Origin of the sequence: Pseudomonas sp. KBS0710 (assembly GCF_005938045.2) — a bacterium.
Lineage (GTDB): Bacteria > Pseudomonadota > Gammaproteobacteria > Pseudomonadales > Pseudomonadaceae > Aquipseudomonas.
Window position 1 is genome coordinate 3,323,858 of the sequence record NZ_VCCF02000001.1, and the last position, 18,881, is coordinate 3,342,738.

Below are 18,881 nucleotides of genomic sequence, written 5' to 3' on the forward strand. Positions count from 1 at the left end.
TTTGGCCGAAACAGCGCCGCAACTGCGGCGCGAGCCAAGAATGGTTTATTTTTATGTCGGACATATCTAGTGCCTATAAAAAAGAGCCAAACTACAGAAAGACTATTTATAATTACCCTAAGTATCACACATATAACTATAACCATTAAATAAGATAAATAAAGCCAGGAAGTTAATGCCTTACATTAAGAGAATTGAAATCTTAGAGAACTATAGAGAAGAGAATAATTTCCCCTTCTATTTGCCTTCAATTCAATCAATTAGCAAAATCGAGCTTCATCCCGTGATAAATTTTTTCGTTGGAGAAAACGGTAGCGGTAAGTCAACCCTCTTAGAGGCTATTGCAGTTTCATGTGGCTTTAATCATGAGGGAGGCAGTAAGAATTTCAAGTTTTCTTCCAGCGATGAAAAATCCCTACTGTCCAAGGCATTGCGCTTGTCACGCACAGCAAAGCGACCTCGAGATGGCTATTTTTATCGCGCAGAAAGTTTTTATAATGTAATTACAGAGATGAATAAGTTGGATTGCGGACCTGGCGGGCCAGCTATTAAGGACTCATACGGGGGAAACGATCTTCATACGAGGTCTCATGGGGAGGCTTTTATGGATCTGATTTTACATCGATTCGGAGGAAACGGATTGTATTTACTAGACGAGCCTGAATCTGCGCTATCTCCCCAACGCCAATTATCTCTGCTGGTACGTATAGCGGAACTCGCGAAACAAAATTCGCAGTTCATAATTGCAACTCACTCACCAATTTTAATTGCTTACCCGGGCGCCAGAATTTGGGAGTTTACCAATAGTGGATTGGTAGAGAAGGAATATTCAGAAACTGAAAACTACCTAATTATGAAAAGTTACTTTGCTAACCCTGAAAGCTTTATGAGCAAACTATTTGATGAAAAGCATGATTTTTAGTTAGTTCAGGCACTGAAGAACATCGATGGCTAGAGCGTTTATCAAGATCGCTGGCGCAAAAAAATGAATTGTTGCCGATCGCGGCTTAATAAGTACGACGGCATTATTGCCTTGTTTAGCGTAGATCGAGATGCCGCCGATTTTGAGGAGAATGGCCACTTCTTGCCGAAAGCGGTAGCCTGGTACGGCAGGTTTCGGCTAGAAGCGCACTCGACAGTTAGCCGCTGATGTCTCTACGCTGATCGATCTGGTGAAAGCACACCACTAAAAGGAGCAGTCATGTTGGTAGTTGCCGTTGATCGAGATAGCGCTCATGCGGGAGATGATCTGGAAAGTCATGCAATATCGATCACATTCGATCAATCAGCAACACTGCGCACCTTGATCGAAGTGATACAAGATATGGACTACCTACCTCGTATCAGTGGAGGCAAGGCCACTTGGGTTGTTTATTCATCTGGCAAACCATTAGGTGTTTTAGCCCAGCAATGGCCAGAACCTAAATTGGTCGTGCGCCCCGAGAGCATCGTGGATCAATATTTCGGAAATATCGAGCCTCGCCTACTTTTCAGATATTGGTGTCAGGCAGATCCAGATGAGGTCTTTTCGGATGCCCAGGCCGGAAATGAACTGCCATCACGATTTTAGGATGGGCAGGAGGCATTGCTTTAAATCAATGCGAGATTACTGCTGTGGGTCGAGAGCCGCCTCCCGTGAACGACTGCTTTTGGCCGTTTGCTGCCGTTCACGTTGGACGGCTCTCAGCTATTTGCTCCCGGTTACCCTAAGAGCCAGTCAACAGAATTCTGCCAGCTGTGCACGCAGACCTGCTGAGGCTCCCGCTCCAAACGACTGAGCAAGTCGAACGCGCATGGCTGAGTTGGCCTGTGAAACTAGCCAAATCTTCCGGATCTAGGAGTGGAAAAGTTAATGACTGAGGTTGATACATCCTCTCAGTTGCACCCTGACTAACCACACCTTATAGTTCGCCCCGTCGCCGGCCTTGGCCAGCGATAGGGTTTCGCAGCCCTAAAACGATTCACACCAGCACCGTCAGACATACCCCAGCCGGCTCCCGGCTGCCGAATGTTTTATGGCGGTTGTGCGTGGGAGACCTTCGGGTCTGCCGGGTTTTGGTGTAAATCGTCCGGTCTGCGAACCCGCGCACAGCTGCCACCCAATCTGTTTCGCAGCAGAGCCGGTGGTAAATCTTTTTTCTTGAGGATTTACACCATGACTACTCAACACCCGCCCCGCCGCTTCACCCCCATGTCCCAAACCGCAACCGAATACCCTGTCCTGCTCATCGACAGTGACGCCCCGCTCAGCGAGCTCCATGCCTGCGCCAGCGAGCGTCTCAATGCTGCCCTCGCCTATCTGCACCTGATGGCCTGTTCCAATGTGTCGGACTATGCCGAGCATGATGTTAATACCGTCGCCAATACCGCGCGGATCATGATCCAGGATGTGTCGGATGTGTTTACGGTGATGGAGCGGCGCGGGTTTGATTTGCCTGCTGTGAGTTGATGTGATGTGAGCTGTGAGGAAACCCGCTTTGGCGGGTTTTCTGGTTTTTGTGGGGTTGGAAATGGGGGGTTGATCCCGTGTTCATGGTGGCTGTGCCGCCGCCTTCGCTGCCTCGCTGGGGCTCGAGAGTTCCCATAGTTTGAGGTGTGTTTGTCAGCGGGTTAGCGTGAGATGGCGAGGGGGTGGGCGCGCCGATATGATGTGGCCTTTCGCTCAATGCCCCAGGAAACGCCCATGCCCGCCCTCACCTTCCGCAACGCCCTGCCCGCCGACGCCGCGCGTTGCTTTGAAATCGAAACCAGTGCCTACGAAGGCGACGAAGCCGCGACGCTGGAGAAGATCGCCACGCGTATTGCGCAGTACCCCGAGGGCTTTTTGATTTTGGAGGCGGGTGGCGCGGTGGTGGGGTTTATCAATTGTGGCTGCGCCCATCAGGTGGTGATGTCGGATGAGGCGTTCAAGGAGTTGGTGGGTCATGCGGCCGAGGCGCCGAATGTGGTGATAATGTCGGTGGTGGTTGACCCGGCGCATCAGGGTAAGGGTTATTCCCGGCTGTTGATGACTGAGTTTGTGCAGCGCATGCGCACGATGGGCAAGCAGACAATTCATTTGATGTGCAAGGAGCAGCATGTGCCGTTGTATATGCGCATGGGTTACGGCTATGTGCAGCCGTCGCCGTCGGAGCATGGCGGGATGGCGTGGCATGAGATGGTGATGACGTTGCCAGCCTGACGCTGCAACTGCCTTGGCATTGACGCCATTCAACCCCTCAGGAAAAGGATCACCTGCATGTTTATCGGTCGCCTCGCCCATCTGACGGGCTGTACGCCAAAAGCCATCCGGCCGTATGAGCAGATGGGCCTGATCAACCCGCCCCAGCGCAGCGGGCGGTATCGTGTGTATACGATCTGTGGCGAGCAGGCTTGCCACAATAAGCCTGCTCGCCACGGGAGTGGTGTCGGCCCTTAATTGATGGGTATTTCGCCGGCCCACACCTTGGGCCGTCGGTCCGCCCACGGGGCCGCTTGCTCCAATTGCGCCCCCAACGCCAGCAACAACCCTTCACAACCAAACACACCCATAAACTGCATACCGATGGGCATCCCATCGTGCATGCCCAAGGGCACGGACATCGCCGGGCTGCCGGTCACGTTGGCCAGCGCGGTGAAGGGCGAATGGGCGAACACCCGTTGCATCCAGCCTCGGCCGCCAAGCTGTTCCTGGCCTTGGTTGTAGTCGCCGATTTCGGGCGCCAGCCCGGGTAGTGTGGGTGACAGCAGCACGTCGTAGCGTTGAAACAGGTGCCCCATGCGGCGGGCGACGAGGTTGCGCTCCCACAGGGCGCCGAGCAGGTCGGTGGCGTGCAGCGATTTGCCCAATGCATACAGGCTCAGGGTCGCGGGTTCCAGGTACTGGGCGCTGGCCTCGCGCCCGGTGGCAGCGGCGATGGCATCGATCCAGGCGGCGGTGTTGGTGGACCAGAAGCGGGCGTTGAGTTCGACGAAGGCTTCCCAGCTTAAGCCGATATCCGGCTGGATTTCTTCGACGTGATGGCCGAGTGCTTGCAACTGCCGCGCCGTATCCAGCAGGGTCTGTTGCACCGCCGGGTGCAGCGCCTGCCCATTGAGCGGGCGGGTTTGCAGGGCGATGCGCAGGGCTTTGGGTTCACGTTGGCACAGCGCCGCGAAACTGTGCTGCGGTGGCGCAATCTGGAACGGGTCGCCCGGCGCGGCGCCGTGGATGGCGTCCAGCAGGGCCGCGCTGTCGCGTACCGAGCGGGTCAGCACGCCGTGTACGGCGAGGCCGCTCCACACTTCATCGACGTCCGGCCCCATGGGCACGCGGCCGCGGCTGGGTTTGAGGCCGAACAGGCCGCAGAGTGAGGCCGGTACGCGGATCGAGCCGCCGCCGTCGGTGGCATGGGCCACCGGCACTAACCCAGCGGCCACGGCGGCTGCGGAACCACCGCTGGAGCCGCCAGCGCTGCGTTGCAGGTGCCAGGGGTTGCGCGTGGGGCCGCACAGGCGGCTTTCGGTGGTGGTGCTGGTGGCGAATTCCGGTGTGGTGGTGCGGCCCAGCGGCAGCAGGCCGGCGCGGCGAAAGCGTGTCATCAGTTCGGAGTCTGCCTGGGCGGTGCAGCCCAGGGCCAGGGCGCTGCCCAGTTCGTTGCGGCGCCCGGCGGCGCTGATGCCAACGTCCTTGAGCAACATCGGCACGCCGTGAAAGGCACCGGGTGCTGCGGGCGGTTCGTCGCCCCAGGTGTCCACCAGGGCGTTAATCTGCGGGTTGAGGGTGGCCATGGCGTGCAGTGCGGCGCGGCGGACTTCATCGGCGCTGACGGCTTTGGCGTGGATCAGGCGCGCCAGGCCGGTGGCGTCCTGGGCAGCGTATTCGGACAGGTACATGGGTGGCTCCAAACAGGTATGATGGATACTCTTCGGTATCGCACGATACCGATTAGTATCATGCGATACTCATGGGTATCGCTGTCAAGCGGAGATTCTGCATGCGTGTGCAACAAGCCCCTCAACTGCCGCCCCGGGAGCGTATTGTCGAGGCCGCGCAAAGCCTGTTTGCGCAGCAGGGCATCACCCGTGTGAGCGTGGATGCGATTGCCGCGCTGGCCGCCTCGACCAAGATGACGGTGTACCGGCATTTCGAAAACAAAGACGCGCTGGTGCTGGAATGGCTGCAACGCCTGACCGAAAGCTACAGCGAGGTGCTCGACAGCCTCGCGCAGCAATACCCCGACGCGCCCCGTGAGCAGTTGTTGGGCTTTACCGGGTTTATCGTCGATGACCTGCAACGCGCCGGTTATCGTGGCTGCCCGTTTACCAACAGCCTGGCCGAGATTCCTGAGCCGGATCACCCGGCACGCCTGTTGATCGAGGCGCACAAACAGCGCCAATTTGCGCGGGTCGCTACGCTGTGTGAGCAGATGGGCGCGCAAGCGCCGCAGGCGTTGGCGCAAGAGCTATCACTGTTGATGGAAGGCGCGCAGGTAGTGGCGCAAAACAAAGGCTTTGATCAGGTGGGTGAACGGCTGCTGCACATGGTGCGCCAGCGGCTTTGAGGAGCAGGAACGCATGAGCATGATTGAAATCAGCGACCAACCCAACCCCGACGCCGAGCGCCTGCTGGGCGATGGCCTTGCCGCGTTCAATGAGGCTGTTACTGGCGGCAATGATCGTCGGCCGTTGATGGTGTTGCTCAAAGACCCGGACACCCAGCAGGTCCTGGGCGGCATCACGGGCAGAACCACCCTGGGCATGGCCTTCCTCGACCTGTTTCACTTGCCCGACTCGCTGCGCGGCTCAGGTCTGGGCAGCCAATTGCTGCAGGCCTTCGAAGAAGAAGCACGGCGCCGGGGTTGCCGGAATGCGGTGCTGTACACCATCAGCTTCCAGGCACCGGGGTTTTACGAGAAACAGGGTTGGGTGCGGTTTGGTGAAATACCCTGCCAGCCCGAAGGCAGCAGCCGGGTGTTTTTGTCCAAACAGCTTTGAAGCTGACGACCCCGGCGCTCTGTGCAATGATCGCAGTTCGTCTCAAGGGATGGAGCCACCGCCATGTCGCTGAACACCCCGCCTCACCCTGCACACGCGCCGCGCTTCTGGCGTGATGAGCGCTTGCCGTTTATCGAGGCGCGCACCATCGCCGACGGGCGCAAGGTCACTTACACCCGTCACGCCCACGAGCACTTTTCCATCGGCGCCATCACCAGCGGGCGCAGTTATTACCACTATGGCGCGCAGACCTTCGAGATCAGCGCCGGCACGGTGGTGTTGATGAACCCCGGTGATGTGCATGCGTGCAACCCGATCCACGACCAGCATTGGTCGTATCACATGCTTTACCTCGACACACCGTGGCTCACGGACCTGCAATACCAGCTGGGTTTCAGTACCGAGCAGGGTTATCGGCCGTTCAATACGCCGCATACCCGCGACCCGCTGTTGTACAACGGCTTGATCGAGCTGTACGGGATTTTGCTGGATGAGCAGGCCGAGCTGCTGCAAAAACAGAGTGCGCTGGTGAGTTATTTCACCGAGGTGCAGCAGCGCCTGAACCCGTCGCTGACGCCGCTGCGTGAGGTCAATCACAAGCTGGAGCGCGCCGCCGAGTACATCCGTGCGCACTGCACCGAAGCGTTGAAGCTGGAAGATATTTGCCTGGCGGCCGAGTTGTCGCCGTCGTATCTGATTCGTGCGTTCAAGCAGTATTACGGGCTCACGCCCCATGCGTTTCTGGTCAACCGGCGCATTCAGTTTGCCCGCACGCAATTGCGCAACGGCGAGCTGATCGCCGATGTGGCGCTGGCCGCAGGCTTTGCCGACCAGGCGCATTTTCAGCGCACCTTCAAACTGCATTTCGCCGCCACGCCGGGGCAATACCGCGACTTGCTCAAGCCATCAGCAAATAACCCACACTGGCCACCAGCAACGCGGCCATTGAGCGGTTGAACAGGCGCACACCTTGCGGGTTGCTCAGGTAGCGCCGCAGGAACGTCCCGGCGTAGGCCCAGCACGCCACCGACAGGTAGCAGATCACCAAATACAGCGCCGCAAATAACCACACTTGGCGCGCATCGCCATCGGCCACAAACAAGCCCATACCCGCCACGCAGGCCAGCCAGGCCTTGGGGTTGAGCCATTGCATGATCGCGCCGTAAAGCATCGACGGCGCGGTGGCGGTGCCCTCGGCGTCGAGCCGACCATCATCGACCGCGAGTTTCCAGGCCATGTACAGCAAAAAGGCGACCCCGCTCCACTGGATCAACTGAGTGAGGATCGGCCAGCGCACCAGCACTTCATGCAGGCCCAGGCCGATCAGCACCAGCAGTAAGGTAAAGCCCACGGCGGCGCCGAATACATGTTTCTGGCTGGCGGCAAAGCCAAAGCGTGCGCCCGAACTGAGCGCCACCACATTGACCGGGCCGGGGGTGATGGACGTGGCCAAAGCGAAGGCGGCCATGGAGATGATCAAGCTCATTGCAGTTCCTTTTGGTGATGCCGAGTGACGATGGCTTCACGGTAAAGGGCTGAACGAGGTCGGTATTGAAGAAAATGCCCCTAGGCGTTTTTCATGCCGGCACCTGGGTGACGATGTCTTCCAGACCCAGCACCCGGCCATCCTCGGACACGATCTCGACCTTGCGCAGCGGCTTGAGCAAACGCGCATCCAGCAAGTGGGTGCTGCCATCAGCCGGCTGCGTGAAGGTTTCGCCCCATTGCGCCAGGGTCACCAGTACCGGCATCAGCGCACGGCCTTTGTCGGTGAGTTGATATTCGCTGCGCGCGCCCACTTCACTGGTTTGCAACAGACCTTGTTCGACCATCTCCTTGAGGCGCGTGGCAAGGATGTTTTTTGCCACGCCCAGGTGTTTTTGGAAGTCACCGAAGCGCGTCACCCCGGCGTAGGCATCGCGGATGATCAACAGCGTCCACCAATCCCCTACCACGTCGAGCGCGCGGGCGACCGGGCAACAGTCGCCTTGCAGGCATTTGCGTTTCATCGTCGGGCCTCCGGGCATGTTGAAATATTAGGTTGCATTATAGGACCAACAGGCTCAAGATAAAAACGGTTTCATCATTAAACCTAATTCGTCGCCTGGAGTTCATCATGGATATTCGTGGAAAAGTGGTGTTGGTTACCGGTGCCAATCGTGGCCTGGGCAAAGCGTTTGTCACCGCGCTGCTGGCAGCGGGTGCGGCCAAGGTGTATGCCGGTGCGCGCGACCCGGCCAGTGTGGATATCCCCGGCAGCACGCCGATTGCGCTGGACATTACCGACCCGGCCAGCGTGCAGCGCGCCGCCGAGCAGTGTGGCGATGTGAGTGTGTTGATCAACAACGCGGGCTGGCTCAAATACGGCTCGTTGCTGGCCGAAGACAGCATCGAGAACCTGCAACAGCATTTTGAGGTGAACACCTTCGGCACCTTGCGCCTGAGCCGCGCGTTTGCGCCGATCCTGGCGAAACAAGGTGGCGGCGCGCTGATCAATATTCTCTCGGTATTGAGCTGGCTGAGCCCGCCCGGCTCCGGCGGCTACAGCACCTCCAAGTCGGCGCAGTGGGGCCTCACCAATGGTTTGCGCGGCGAACTGCGCGAGCAGAACACCTTGGTGATCGGCGTGCACCCGGCCTATATCGACACTGACATGGTGGCGGATGTGCAAGCACCGAAAAGCACGCCGCAAGAAGTGGTTGCCATTACCCTTAAAGCACTGAGCGAAGACCGCGAAGAAGCGCTGATCACCGACATGACCCACGCGGTAAAAGCCTCGCTGTCCACCGACAGCCCGGTGTATCTGAGCCATTGATCAACCAGCAGTGCGCGCCAAACCCGGTGCGCACCTTCCAACTGAAACAACTCAGTCTGAATGTGGGAGCGGGCTTGCTCGCGAATACGGTGGGTCAGTCACCTATGCATCGACTGACACTACGCATTCGCGAGCAAGCCCGCTCCCACATTTAGATCGCGTTATATCCAGAAGATATGGCGTTACGGGCTTACAACCCGCGATTACGCAGCCATTGCAAAAAGCCCTTCTTGACCGGCACCACCGGTGCGTCCTGGGTCAGGGCCTGTGCGGCGTGTACGCGGAAATCCAGCAGCGCTTTCATCGCTTCGCTGATGTCGTGGCGCGCGTCCAGGCAGGGTTTGAGGTATTCATTCTCGATGCGGTACAGCGTGCAGAAGGTCTTGGCGGTGAAGTCCGCCAGCGCCGCTTGATCGGACAAAATCCCCGACTCGCCAATTACCTCGCCCGGCCCCATACGCCCGGCTTCGAACTTGTGGCCATCCTTGATCAACATCACCGAGACCACGCCGGATTCGACGATAAACAAATGGTCGCTGACCTCCCCCGCTGGCAGGATCATCTCGCCGGCACGGTAGGTGTGCAGGGTCATGTTCTGGCTGAAGGTGTCTTTTTCTTCCTGGCGCAGCGTGGAGAATATCGACGAACGCTCCAGCAATGCCCGTGCAGGCGACATCAGCGGTGGCGCGCTGCTTTCGGTGGCCGACAGCACACCCACGCCCGCCGCTTGCAGGTGACGGAACGCCAGGTCGTAAAGCTGGTTACGCACCTCGCGCTTTTGGCCCATGGCCGGCACGAACCCACTGATCTCGTATTCCACGCCGCCACTGGCCGAAGTCTTGAACGCCACGCTGGGCGCGGGTTTGGCCAGCAATGGCCGGCAGCCTTGCATCGCGCGCTCCAGCGCTTCGATCACGGTTTGCGGCCGCGCATGCGGGCTGACTTGCAGGCTGACCGCCAGGCCAAACATGTCCGCCGGGCGTGAGAAGTTGATGATCTTGGCCTTGGCCGCCAGGGAGTTGGGGATCACCGCCATGCTGCCCTGGGAGGTTTGCAGGCGTGTGGCGCGCCAGTCGATGTCGGTGACGCGCCCTTCGGTGCCGTCAATGGAGATCCAGTCATCCACCTGATACGGCTTGGTGGTGTTGAGCACGATCCCGGAAAACACGTCGCTCAAGGTACTTTGCAAGGCAAGGCCGACGATGATCGCCACCGCGCCGGAGGTGGCGAGCACGCCCTTGACCGGCAGGTCGAGCACGTAGGCCATGGCGGCGATGATCGCGATCAAGAAGATCACCGCGCCTAACAAGTCTTGCAACAAGCGCCCGCCGTGCCCGACCCGATTCATCATCACGGTGCCGAGCAACACCGTGAGGGTCCGCGCGGCAAACAGCCACCAGCCGATCTGCAAGGCCGTGGCGGCCAGGTGCAGCGCGGTGTTGTCACTATAGGGCGCGAGCTGCATGGGGTTCATGCCGTCGTTGAACAGCACGGCACTGAACACCGCAAAGATGGCCAGGCGCGCCGCCAGTTTCCAGTTGGCGAGGTTGGCGGAAATAAGCCGCCACACGGCGATGTCGATAAAGATCAGCGCCACGGCGCACAGCATCGGGTGATCAGCGATAAATGAGGGCATCCAGGCGACTCCAGGGTGTATGGCGAGAAGATCGCATGAATCGGCAATACTGAATAACAAAATGTGGGAACAGGCTTTGTGTGGGAGCTGGCTTGCCTGCGATGCGGACACCTCGGTATGACTGATGAACCGAGGTGATGCCATCGCAGGCAAGCCAGCTCCCACACAAGCCCGCTCCCACAGGGGTTATGTGGCAACTTTAAGTCTTGTGTTTATTTAGCGCCAGTCAGCGCGTTATAGCTGGTGAACAGGTTGCGATAGTCCGGGATATGGTTGGCAAACAAAGTGCCCAGGCCTTCGATGTCGTTGCGCCAGTCGCGGTGCAGCTCACAGGCCAGGCCGAACCAGGTCATCAGTTGCGCGCCGTTGGCCGACATGCGGTCCCAGGCCGAATGGCGGGTGATCTCGTTGAAGGTGCCGGACGCATCCGTCACCACAAACACCTCAAACCCTTCCGCCAGAGCCGACAGCGCCGGAAACGCCACGCAAACCTCGGTCACTACGCCGGCGATGATCAGTTGTTTCTTGCCGGTGGCCTTGATCGCCTTGACGAAATCTTCGTTGTCCCAGGCGTTGATCTGGCCAGGGCGCGCAATGTACGGCGCGTCCGGGAACAGTGCCTTCAGCTCCGGCACCAGCGGGCCGTTGGGGCCGGTTTCGAAGCTGGTGGTGAGGATGGTCGGCAGCTTGAAGTACTTGGCCAGGTCGGCCAGGGCCAGCACATTGTTCTTGAACTTGTCCGGTTCGATATCTCGCACCAGAGACAGCAGGCCAGCCTGATGATCAACCAGCAGAACGGCGGCGTTGTCCTTGTCCAGACGCTTGTAGGGAGTAGTCATGAGTGCATCCTCTTTTCCATGGGCGACAGCCATCCTTGGCCGGTAAACCGGCCTGGCCATCTGGGTTGGGTGTTGCGGGGGTGAATCAGTGATGCATCTGGCCGAACTGGCCGGATTGGAAGTCGGCGAAGGCCTGGTGGATCTCTTGCTCGGTGTTCATCACGAACGGGCCGTGGCCGACGATGGGTTCGTCGATGGGTTCACCGCTGAGCAGCAGGAACATCGCGTCGTTGTTGGACTCCAGGGCGAGTTGATCGCCATCGCGTTCGAACAACGCCAGTTGCCCTTCGCGCACCAGTTCCTGGCCATTGACCTGCACCGTGCCTTTGAGCACCACCAGCGCGGTATTGCGCCCGGCGTGCAGGTCGAGGGTTACGGCCTTGCCGGCGTTGAGGCGCACATCCCACACGTCGATCGGCGTGAAGGTGCGGGCCGGGCCTTGTTTACCGGCAAATTCCCCGGCAATCAGGCGCAGGCTGCCGGCGTTATCGGCCAGGGGCAGCGCCGGGATATCGCCGTCGAGGATGGTCTGATAGCCAGCATCGGTCATTTTGTCCTTGGCCGGCAGGTTGACCCACAACTGCACCATTTCCAGCGCACCGCCTTTTTGGGCAAACGCTTCGGAATGGAACTCCTCATGCAGGATGCCTTTGGCTGCGGTCATCCATTGCACATCGCCTGGGCCAATGGTGCCGCCGGCGCCGGTGGAATCGCGGTGCTCGACTTCGCCTTTGTAGACGATGGTCACGGTTTCAAAGCCGCGATGCGGGTGCTGCCCTACGCCACGACGTGCTTGAGTCGGGGTGAAATCCGCCGGGCCGGCGTGGTCCAGCAACAGGAATGGGCTGATGTGTTTGCCCATGGTGTCGTAGGAAAACAGCGTGCGAACCGGAAAGCCGTCGCCTACCCAATGGCTGCGTGGGCTGGTGTAGATACCGATGATGTTTTTCATGGCGTTTCTCCAAAGGCGTGAAAGCAGTGCATGAACACAGCTTAAATCCGCTACCTTTACCGCGCTAGACGGCAAAAATAACCCTTAGCGTTCTATTTGGAGAACGATAGTGGAAGACCTCAACACCCTCTATTACTTCACCCAAGTGGTCGAGCACCGTGGTTTTGCCGCGGCTGGCCGCGCGCTGGACATGCCCAAGTCGAAGCTGAGCCGGCGTATCAGCCAGCTTGAAGAGCGCCTGGGTGTACGCCTGATCAACCGCACCAGCCGGCATTGCTCGCTCACCGAAATCGGCCAGGTCTATTACCAACGCTGCCTGGCCATGCGCGTGGAGGCCGAAGCCGCTGCCGAAGTGATCGAGCGCAACCGTTCCGAGCCCCAGGGCATTGTGCGCTTGAGCTGCCCCACCGCCCTGCTCAACTCCTGGGTCGGGCCGATGCTGACCCGCTATATGCTCAAGTACCCGCTGGTGGAGTTGCACCTGGAGAGCACCAACCGGCGTGTGGACGTGATTCACGAAGGCTTCGACATCGCCCTGCGCATCCGCTTTCCGCCTTTGGAAGACACCGATCTGGTGATGAAGGTACTCGGCAACAGCACGCAGTGCCTGGTGGGCAGCCCGGCGTTTGTGTCGCGCCTGTCCAGCCCGCCATTGCCGGGGGATTTGAACGGTTTGCCGAGCGTGTATTGGGGTTCGGCGCAGCGCGAATATCAGTGGGAATTGTTTGGCGAGAACGGTGCCAGTGCGGTGATCCGGCATTTCCCGCGAATGATCACCGATGACCTGTTGGCGCTGCGCCATGCGGTGTGTGCCGGGGTGGGGATTGCGCACCTGCCGAGCGTGGTGGTGCGCGAGGACATTGCCGCCGGGCGGCTGGTCGACTTGATCCCGGGTTGGTCGCCAAGGACCGGGATCGTGCACGCGATTTTCCCGTCGCGCCGTGGGCTGTTGCCGTCGGTACGGACGTTGATTGATTTTCTCGGCGAGGAATTCGCGCACAGCGATATGGCCTGATTCAACTGTGGGTGCTGGCTTGCCTGCGATGCAATCACTTCGGTCTTACCGATAGACCGCGGTGATGCTATCGCAGGCAAGCCAGCTCCCACATAAAAGCAAGGCTACGCCGCTGCCAGCACCGCCCGGCGCTGGCGCAGCAGCTGGAACGCCACAAACGCCGTCACCGCAAAGCTCGCCTGGATCATGATCATCGGCGTGGCACTGCCATCGCGCAGATGGCTCAACAACAGGCCACTGCACGTCGCGCCAAACATCTGCGAAAACCCCATCAACCCCGCCGCCAACCCCGCACGATGGGCGTTGGGCATCACCCCGCCCGTCACCGAGCCCGGCAACACCAGACCGCCGCCGAGGGTGACCAACGCCACCGGAATATCCAGGCCCAGCGCCGACAGGCCGAACAGCTCATAAATCACCACCGCCGAAATCCCGCCGACGGCCACCAGCGTCACGCCCATCGACACAATCCGTTGCGGCCCCAGGCGCAGGATATTGCGTCGGGTGTAGGTGGAGCCCACGATCAGCATCGACACGATCAGGCCAAAATTAAGCCCGTACTCCAGGCTGCTGAACCCCAGCAAGTTGATAAACACCGCTGATGAACCGGCGATCACCGCAAACATGGCGCCGTAGGTGCAGGCCAGCGCAACCGCATACGCACGGTATTGGCGGCCCTTGAGCAAATCCAGGTATTGCCCGCCGAGGGTGCGCCAATGCCCGGCCTTGGGGTCCAGAAAGTGATTGCTCTCGCGAAAGAACAGCAGCGCCAACACCAGCACCACGCTGCCGATCACCAGCGCCAGCAGGATCGGCGCCTGCCAGCCCAGCAGCTTGATCAGCAGGCCACCGATCATCGGCGCCACGACGATGGCGTAGAGCATGCCGATCATGGTCAGCGCCAGCGCCGGTCCGGCTTCGGCCTTCCACACATCACGCACCACCGTGCGCGCCAACACCAACGCGGCGCAGGCGCCCAGGCCTTGCAGCACGCGGGCTACGATGAATTGCTGAATGTCACTGACCAGCAGCATCGACAAGGTGGCCAGCACATACAGCGCCAACCCGCCCAGCAGCACGGGGCGGCGGCCGATGCGGTCCGACAGCGGCCCGAACAGCAACTGCCCAAGGCCAAAGGCCGCGACAAATGCCGACAACGCCATCAACGCCGAACCGGCTGGCGCCGCCAGCGCCTGCTCGATAGCGCCCAGGCCGGGGATAAGCAATTGGGTCGAGACTTCACCGAGCGCGGTGAGCGCCACCAGTAAAAACAACAGGCTTCGCGAGGGGGCCGGGGCGTTCGACATGGGAGATATCCGGGGGCTGGATTAATTTATATTTCGACCATAATATGAGTAAAAAATTATGTCCATAATTTTTTGTCCATTGGCCACCCCTGGAGCCCGTCATGCACCCTCTTCCCCTGCGTCTTCTCACGCCCCTGGCTTTATTGATCGTCCTCGGCGGCTGCAACAGCAAGGCCGACACCGCCGCCGAAGTGCCCCTGCCGCGTCCCGTTCTGGCCGCCAAGGTGGAAGCCGCCGGTACCCAGCAAAGCGCCTACACCGGCGTGGTCGCGGCGCGCACCGAAAGCGATTTGGGCTTCCGGGTCAGCGGCAAAGTCATAGAACGCAAGGTCGACCCCGGCCAGCACGTCGCCCGTGGTGACACCTTATTGGTGCTGGACATCGGCGACTTCGAACTGGCCCTGCGCTCGGCCAAAAACCGCGTCAACGCGGCCCAGGCGCAATTGCGCCAGCGCCGTGATGACGAGAACCGCTACCAGCGCCTGGCCAGTACCGGCGCCGTGTCGCGGCAGATCTTCGACCAGTCGGCGACCAACCTGCGCGTGGCCGAAGCCGAGTTGGCGTCGGCGCAATCGGATGCCAGCCAGATCGAAAACCGTCGCACCTACTCGGTGCTCAAGGCCGATGGCGACGGCATCATCACCGATGTGCGCGTGGATCGCGGTCAGGTGGTCGCCGAAGGCCAGATCGTGGCTCGCCTGGCCCATGACGGCGCCCGCGAAGCCATCGTCAACCTGCCGGAAAACCAGCGTGACCAAGCCGCGCAAAAAGCCCTGGCCTTTCCGTTCGGCGCGCCGGACCAGGCCGTGACGGCCACCCTGCGCGAGCTGTCGGCGAGTGCCGACCCCACCACCCGCACCTACCGCGCACGCTACGTGCTGCATGGCGCCGTCGACCGTTTCGCCCTCGGCTCGACCATCACCGTGCGCCTGCAAGGCAACGGCCAGGCCCAACAAACCCGCGTGCCCATCGGCGCGCTGCAGGATGCGGGGCAAGGCACCGGCGTGTGGGTGATCGGCGCGGACGACAAGGTCAGCTTCGCCCCCGTCAACGTGGCCAGCCTTGGTCAGGAAGACGCCTTGCTCGACAGTGGCGTAACCCCCGGCCAAATCGTCGTCGCGCTCGGCGCGCACCTGCTGCACAGCGGCGACGCGGTGCGCCTGCTGCCCGCCCAAGTGCTGGCCCTCAACCGTAAACAGGACCACTGAGCATGCGCGGCATCAACCTCTCCGAATTGGCGGTAAAACACCGCGCCGTCACGCTGTTTCTGATCATTGCGATCCTCGCCGCCGGGATCTTCTCGTTCGGCAAGCTGGGGCGCGCCGAAGACCCTTCGTTTACCGTCAAGGTCATGACCATCACCGCCGCCTGGCCCGGCGCCACCGCCCAGGAGATGCAGGAACAGGTCGCCGACCGCCTGGAAAAACGCCTGCAGGAACTGGACTACTACGACCGCGTCGAGACCATCGCCCAGCCCGGTTTTGTGTCGATGCGCATGACCTACAAGGAGTCCACGCGCCCCAGCGAAATCCAGGACCTGTTCTACCAGACCCGCAAAAAGCTCAGCGACGAAGCGGCGAAACTGCCCAAAGGCGTGATCGGGCCGTTCTTCAATGATGAATATTCCGATGTGTATTTCGCCCTGTATGCGCTGGAAGCCGAGCATCTGCCCCATCGCCAGCAAGTGCAGATGGCCGAAGACTTGCGCCAGGGCTTGCTCAACCTGCCGGGCGTGAAGAAGGTCAATATCCTCGGCGAGCAGGCGCAGCGCATTTTTGTCGAGTTCTCCTATGAGCGCCTGGCCACGCTGGGCATCAAGCCCGACCAGATCTTCGCCGCCCTCGCCGCGCAAAACGCCGTGGCGCCGTCGGGCTTTGTCGAAACCGCCGGTGCCCGTGCCTATATCCGCATCGACGGCGCCTTCGACAGCCTGGCGCTGATCGAAAACGTGCCGCTGGAAGTCAACGGCCGCGTGTTGCGCATTGCCGATGTGGCTACCGTAAGCCGTGGTTATGAAGACCCGCCCAGCTACCGCATCCGCCATCAGGGCGACCCGGCGCTGATGCTTGGCGTGATCATGGAGAAGCACTGGAACGGCCTGGAACTGGACAAAAGCCTCAAGGCCCAGGAAGCCAGAATCCAGGCGGACCTGCCGCTGGGGGTGAACTTCGCCAAGGTCTCCGACCAGGCGAAAAACATCAGCCTGGCGGTGAATGAATTCATGCTCAAATTCTTCGTCGCTCTGGCCGTGGTGATGGTCATCAGCCTGCTGGCCTTGGGCTTTCGCGTCGGGCTGGTGGTGGCCGCCGCAGTGCCGCTGACCTTATCCGTAGTGTTTGTGATCATGTTGCTCACCGGGCGCGAATTTGACCGTATTACCCTCGGCGCGCTGATTATTTCCCTGGGTTTGCTGGTGGACGACGCGATCATCGCCATCGAGATGATGGTGGTAAAACTCGAAGAAGGTTTTGACCGGATTCACGCCGCTACTTTCGCCTGGAGCTCTACAGCGGCGCCCATGTTGACTGGCACCTTGGTGACCATCATCGGCTTTCTGCCGGTGGGTTTTGCGCGCTCCGGCGCCGGCGAATATGCCGGCAATATCTTCTGGATCGTCGGCTTTGCGCTGATCTCGTCCTGGCTGGTGGCCGTGGTGTTTACGCCGTACCTGGGCGTGAAGTTGCTGCCGCAGATCAAACCGGTGCCGGGCGGGCATGACGCGATTTACGCCGGCCGTTATTACCAAAAACTGCGCAGCCTGGTCGAAGCCTGCGTGCGTCAACGTTGGCTGGTTACCGGCCTGGTGGTTGGTGCCTTTGTGCTGTGCGTGCTGGGCATGGGCGTGGTGAAGAAGCAGTTTTTCCCCAACTCCGACCGTTCCGAGCTGATCCTTGAGGTGTATATGCCGCCCGGCAGTGCCTTCAAAAGCACCGAGGCGGTGGCGGCGCAGCTGGAAAAAGCCTTGCTGCAAGAGCCGCAAACCAGCCTGGTCGACACCTATGTAGGCGGCGGCGCGCCACGTTTTTTCCTCTCGCTGAACCCCGAACTGCCCGACCCGGCGTTTGCCAAGCTGATTGTGCAAACCCCGGATTCCCATGCCCGCGATGCACTGAAACTGCGCATGCGTGAACGCATTGCCGCCGGCGAATTCCCGGCAGCGCGGGTGCGCGTCACGCAATTGCTGTTTGGCCCGCCGGTGCCGTTCCCGGTGGTGTTTCGTGTGTCCGGGCCGAATGTGGATGTGCTGCGCGGGGTGTCCGAAGACGTGCGCCGCGTCGTGGCGGCCAACGCGCTGACCAAGGACGCCTTCCTCGACTGGGGCGAGCGCACCAGCGGCTATCGGCTGGTGCTGGACCAAGACCGCCTGCGCCTGCTGGGCTTCACCCCCAATGAGGTCAAATCCCAGCTCAACGCCTTGCTCAGCGGCAACCCGATCACCGAAGTGCGCGAAGGCAACCGCACCGTCTCGGTGGTCGCGCGTGCCCAGGGCAACCAGCGCGAGAACCTCGGCAACCTCAACAACATGACCCTCACCAACAGCGCCGGCACCTCGGTGCCGCTGGCCCAGGTCGGGCACTTCCAGGCGGTGATGGAAGAACCGATCCTCAAGCGGCGCAACCGTGCAAGCACCGTGGAAGTGCGCGCCGACATCATCGACGGCGTGCAACCGCCCGACGTGGAAATGGCCGTGTACAAAGACCTGCAGCCCTTGATCGCCAAACTGCCCGCCGGTTACCAGATCGACATCGGCGGCCCGGTGGAAGAAAGCGCCAAGGCCAACGTGGCGCTGGCGGCGCTGTTCCCGATCATGATTTTGCTGACCCTCACGGTGATCATGTTCCAGGTGCGCTCGTTCGGCGTGATGTTCATGGTCTTCGCCACGGCGCCGCTGGGCTTGATAGGCGCGGTGCCGACCTTGCTGCTGTTCAACCAGCCATTCGGGTTTAACGCGATTCTGGGCCTGATCGGGATTGGCGGTATTTTGATGCGCAACACGCTGATCTTTACCGACCAGATCCGCCAGAACCAGAACCATGGCATGGCGGTGCGCGAGGCCATTATCGAAGCCACCGTGCGCCGGGCGCGGCCGGTGATCCTGACCGCATTGGCGGCGGCGCTGGCGTTTATTCCGTTGACGCTGTCGGTGTTCTGGTCGTCCCTGGCCTACGTGCTGATTGGCGGGGTGCTGGTAGGAACCGTGTTGACGCTGCTGTTCCTGCCGGCGCTGTGCAGCCTGGTGCTTGGGCGGGAGCGTACGAAGGCTGTTGAAACTTCCCACGTAACCACCGGATAAGCTCTACAGATATGTCCTGAAAACCTCTGCAAAGTCCTTCGCCTGATCACACAGTGCGAGGGATTGCA

At 60.4% G+C, this 18,881-nt stretch carries 18 protein-coding genes and 1 pseudogene; 12 read left to right on the top strand and 7 right to left on the bottom strand.

Features of this window, described 5'->3' with window-relative positions; translation table 11 throughout:
- The first annotated feature begins 175 nt into the window (after window positions 1-175).
- From FFI16_RS14840 to FFI16_RS14860, 5 genes and pseudogenes are all read left to right on the top strand, one after another.
- Entirely contained in the window at window positions 176-922 is a 747-nt protein-coding gene (locus FFI16_RS14840) for an AAA family ATPase (protein ID WP_083203152.1), read from the top strand.
- 279 nt (window positions 923-1,201) lie between these two features.
- Window positions 1,202-1,570 carry a hypothetical protein gene (locus FFI16_RS14845; RefSeq protein ID WP_122811398.1) on the top strand — a complete coding sequence of 123 codons (369 nt, stop codon included), beginning with the start codon at window positions 1,202-1,204 and terminating at the stop codon, window positions 1,568-1,570.
- A gap of 585 nt (window positions 1,571-2,155) precedes the next feature.
- Window positions 2,156-2,449 (top strand): hypothetical protein, encoded by a 294-nt coding sequence (locus FFI16_RS14850; RefSeq protein WP_058422774.1) that lies wholly within the window; start codon window positions 2,156-2,158, stop codon window positions 2,447-2,449.
- Window positions 2,450-2,683: 234 nt separating this feature from the next.
- Window positions 2,684-3,181: a GNAT family N-acetyltransferase gene (locus FFI16_RS14855; RefSeq protein ID WP_138815667.1), complete on the top strand. Its 498-nt coding sequence runs from the start codon at window positions 2,684-2,686 to the stop codon at window positions 3,179-3,181.
- A gap of 57 nt (window positions 3,182-3,238) precedes the next feature.
- A pseudogene (locus FFI16_RS14860) lies at window positions 3,239-3,355 on the top strand (MerR family DNA-binding transcriptional regulator); the annotation flags it as partial.
- A 59-nt stretch (window positions 3,356-3,414) separates the two neighbouring features.
- Here the strand turns inward: FFI16_RS14860 and FFI16_RS14865 are convergent.
- A complete protein-coding gene (locus tag FFI16_RS14865) occupies window positions 3,415-4,854 on the bottom strand; it encodes an amidase (RefSeq protein ID WP_138815665.1) in 1,440 nt (479 codons plus the stop codon).
- A gap of 101 nt (window positions 4,855-4,955) precedes the next feature.
- On the opposite strand from FFI16_RS14865, the gene FFI16_RS14870 reads away from it, so the two are divergent.
- The 3 genes from FFI16_RS14870 (at window position 4,956) to FFI16_RS14880 (ending at window position 6,912) form a co-directional block, all read left to right on the top strand.
- Entirely contained in the window at window positions 4,956-5,522 is a 567-nt protein-coding gene (locus FFI16_RS14870; protein WP_138815664.1) for a TetR/AcrR family transcriptional regulator, read from the top strand.
- Window positions 5,523-5,535: 13 nt separating this feature from the next.
- Window positions 5,536-5,955: a GNAT family N-acetyltransferase gene (locus tag FFI16_RS14875; RefSeq protein ID WP_138815663.1), complete on the top strand. Its 420-nt coding sequence runs from the start codon at window positions 5,536-5,538 to the stop codon at window positions 5,953-5,955.
- A gap of 63 nt (window positions 5,956-6,018) precedes the next feature.
- Complete coding sequence (locus FFI16_RS14880) at window positions 6,019-6,912, top strand: AraC family transcriptional regulator (RefSeq protein ID WP_138815662.1); 894 nt, start codon at window positions 6,019-6,021, stop codon at window positions 6,910-6,912.
- Here the strand turns inward: FFI16_RS14880 and FFI16_RS14885 are convergent.
- Window positions 6,854-7,441: a LysE family translocator gene (locus FFI16_RS14885; protein WP_138815661.1), complete on the bottom strand. Its 588-nt coding sequence runs from the start codon at window positions 7,439-7,441 to the stop codon at window positions 6,854-6,856. The genes FFI16_RS14880 and FFI16_RS14885 overlap by 59 nt on opposite strands.
- 91 nt (window positions 7,442-7,532) lie before the next feature.
- Window positions 7,533-7,964 (bottom strand): helix-turn-helix domain-containing protein, encoded by a 432-nt coding sequence (locus tag FFI16_RS14890; RefSeq protein ID WP_138815660.1) that lies wholly within the window; start codon window positions 7,962-7,964, stop codon window positions 7,533-7,535.
- Between the two features lie 107 nt (window positions 7,965-8,071).
- On the opposite strand from FFI16_RS14890, the gene FFI16_RS14895 reads away from it, so the two are divergent.
- The gene (locus FFI16_RS14895; protein ID WP_017139685.1) at window positions 8,072-8,770 is read left to right on the top strand and encodes an SDR family oxidoreductase; all 699 of its coding nucleotides are present in this window, start codon (window positions 8,072-8,074) and stop codon (window positions 8,768-8,770) included.
- 190 nt (window positions 8,771-8,960) lie between these two features.
- Here FFI16_RS14895 and FFI16_RS14900 read toward each other — a convergent pair whose 3' ends face one another.
- The 3 genes from FFI16_RS14900 to FFI16_RS14910 form a co-directional block, all read right to left on the bottom strand.
- Entirely contained in the window at window positions 8,961-10,406 is a 1,446-nt protein-coding gene (locus tag FFI16_RS14900; RefSeq protein WP_138815659.1) for a mechanosensitive ion channel family protein, read from the bottom strand.
- Between the two features lie 212 nt (window positions 10,407-10,618).
- Window positions 10,619-11,245, bottom strand: coding sequence for an isochorismate family cysteine hydrolase YcaC (gene ycaC, locus FFI16_RS14905; protein WP_138815658.1), 627 nt, complete (start codon window positions 11,243-11,245; stop codon window positions 10,619-10,621).
- 85 nt (window positions 11,246-11,330) lie between these two features.
- The gene (locus tag FFI16_RS14910) at window positions 11,331-12,197 is read right to left on the bottom strand and encodes a pirin family protein (protein ID WP_138815657.1); all 867 of its coding nucleotides are present in this window, start codon (window positions 12,195-12,197) and stop codon (window positions 11,331-11,333) included.
- Between the two features lie 109 nt (window positions 12,198-12,306).
- On the opposite strand from FFI16_RS14910, the gene FFI16_RS14915 reads away from it, so the two are divergent.
- Window positions 12,307-13,212, top strand: a complete 906-nt coding sequence (locus FFI16_RS14915) for a LysR family transcriptional regulator (RefSeq protein WP_218571875.1) — start codon at window positions 12,307-12,309, stop codon at window positions 13,210-13,212.
- A gap of 104 nt (window positions 13,213-13,316) precedes the next feature.
- Here FFI16_RS14915 and FFI16_RS14920 read toward each other — a convergent pair whose 3' ends face one another.
- The gene (locus tag FFI16_RS14920; protein ID WP_138815655.1) at window positions 13,317-14,519 is read right to left on the bottom strand and encodes a multidrug effflux MFS transporter; all 1,203 of its coding nucleotides are present in this window, start codon (window positions 14,517-14,519) and stop codon (window positions 13,317-13,319) included.
- 101 nt (window positions 14,520-14,620) lie between these two features.
- Here FFI16_RS14920 and FFI16_RS14925 point away from each other — a divergent pair, with 101 nt between their 5' ends.
- Both FFI16_RS14925 and FFI16_RS14930 read left to right on the top strand, forming a co-directional pair.
- Entirely contained in the window at window positions 14,621-15,727 is a 1,107-nt protein-coding gene (locus FFI16_RS14925; protein ID WP_138815654.1) for an efflux RND transporter periplasmic adaptor subunit, read from the top strand.
- Window positions 15,728-15,729: 2 nt separating this feature from the next.
- A complete protein-coding gene (locus FFI16_RS14930) occupies window positions 15,730-18,813 on the top strand; it encodes an efflux RND transporter permease subunit (protein ID WP_138815653.1) in 3,084 nt (1,027 codons plus the stop codon).
- Window positions 18,814-18,881 lie beyond the last annotated feature (68 nt).

Coding starts and splice junctions, on each gene's coding strand:
- FFI16_RS14895 (WP_017139685.1), top strand. CDS start 8,072: ATGGATATTCGTGGAAAAGTGGTGTTGGTTACCGGTGCCAATCGTGGC.
- FFI16_RS14850 (WP_058422774.1), top strand. CDS start 2,156: ATGACTACTCAACACCCGCCCCGCCGCTTCACCCCCATGTCCCAAACC.
- FFI16_RS14870 (WP_138815664.1), top strand. CDS start 4,956: ATGCGTGTGCAACAAGCCCCTCAACTGCCGCCCCGGGAGCGTATTGTC.
- FFI16_RS14855 (WP_138815667.1), top strand. CDS start 2,684: ATGCCCGCCCTCACCTTCCGCAACGCCCTGCCCGCCGACGCCGCGCGT.
- FFI16_RS14865 (WP_138815665.1), bottom strand. CDS start 4,854: ATGTACCTGTCCGAATACGCTGCCCAGGACGCCACCGGCCTGGCGCGC.
- FFI16_RS14880 (WP_138815662.1), top strand. CDS start 6,019: ATGTCGCTGAACACCCCGCCTCACCCTGCACACGCGCCGCGCTTCTGG.
- FFI16_RS14900 (WP_138815659.1), bottom strand. CDS start 10,406: ATGCCCTCATTTATCGCTGATCACCCGATGCTGTGCGCCGTGGCGCTG.
- FFI16_RS14910 (WP_138815657.1), bottom strand. CDS start 12,197: ATGAAAAACATCATCGGTATCTACACCAGCCCACGCAGCCATTGGGTA.
- FFI16_RS14875 (WP_138815663.1), top strand. CDS start 5,536: ATGAGCATGATTGAAATCAGCGACCAACCCAACCCCGACGCCGAGCGC.
- ycaC (WP_138815658.1), bottom strand. CDS start 11,245: ATGACTACTCCCTACAAGCGTCTGGACAAGGACAACGCCGCCGTTCTG.
- FFI16_RS14840 (WP_083203152.1), top strand. CDS start 176: ATGCCTTACATTAAGAGAATTGAAATCTTAGAGAACTATAGAGAAGAG.
- FFI16_RS14920 (WP_138815655.1), bottom strand. CDS start 14,519: ATGTCGAACGCCCCGGCCCCCTCGCGAAGCCTGTTGTTTTTACTGGTG.
- FFI16_RS14930 (WP_138815653.1), top strand. CDS start 15,730: ATGCGCGGCATCAACCTCTCCGAATTGGCGGTAAAACACCGCGCCGTC.
- FFI16_RS14925 (WP_138815654.1), top strand. CDS start 14,621: ATGCACCCTCTTCCCCTGCGTCTTCTCACGCCCCTGGCTTTATTGATC.
- FFI16_RS14845 (WP_122811398.1), top strand. CDS start 1,202: ATGTTGGTAGTTGCCGTTGATCGAGATAGCGCTCATGCGGGAGATGAT.
- FFI16_RS14885 (WP_138815661.1), bottom strand. CDS start 7,441: ATGAGCTTGATCATCTCCATGGCCGCCTTCGCTTTGGCCACGTCCATC.
- FFI16_RS14890 (WP_138815660.1), bottom strand. CDS start 7,964: ATGAAACGCAAATGCCTGCAAGGCGACTGTTGCCCGGTCGCCCGCGCG.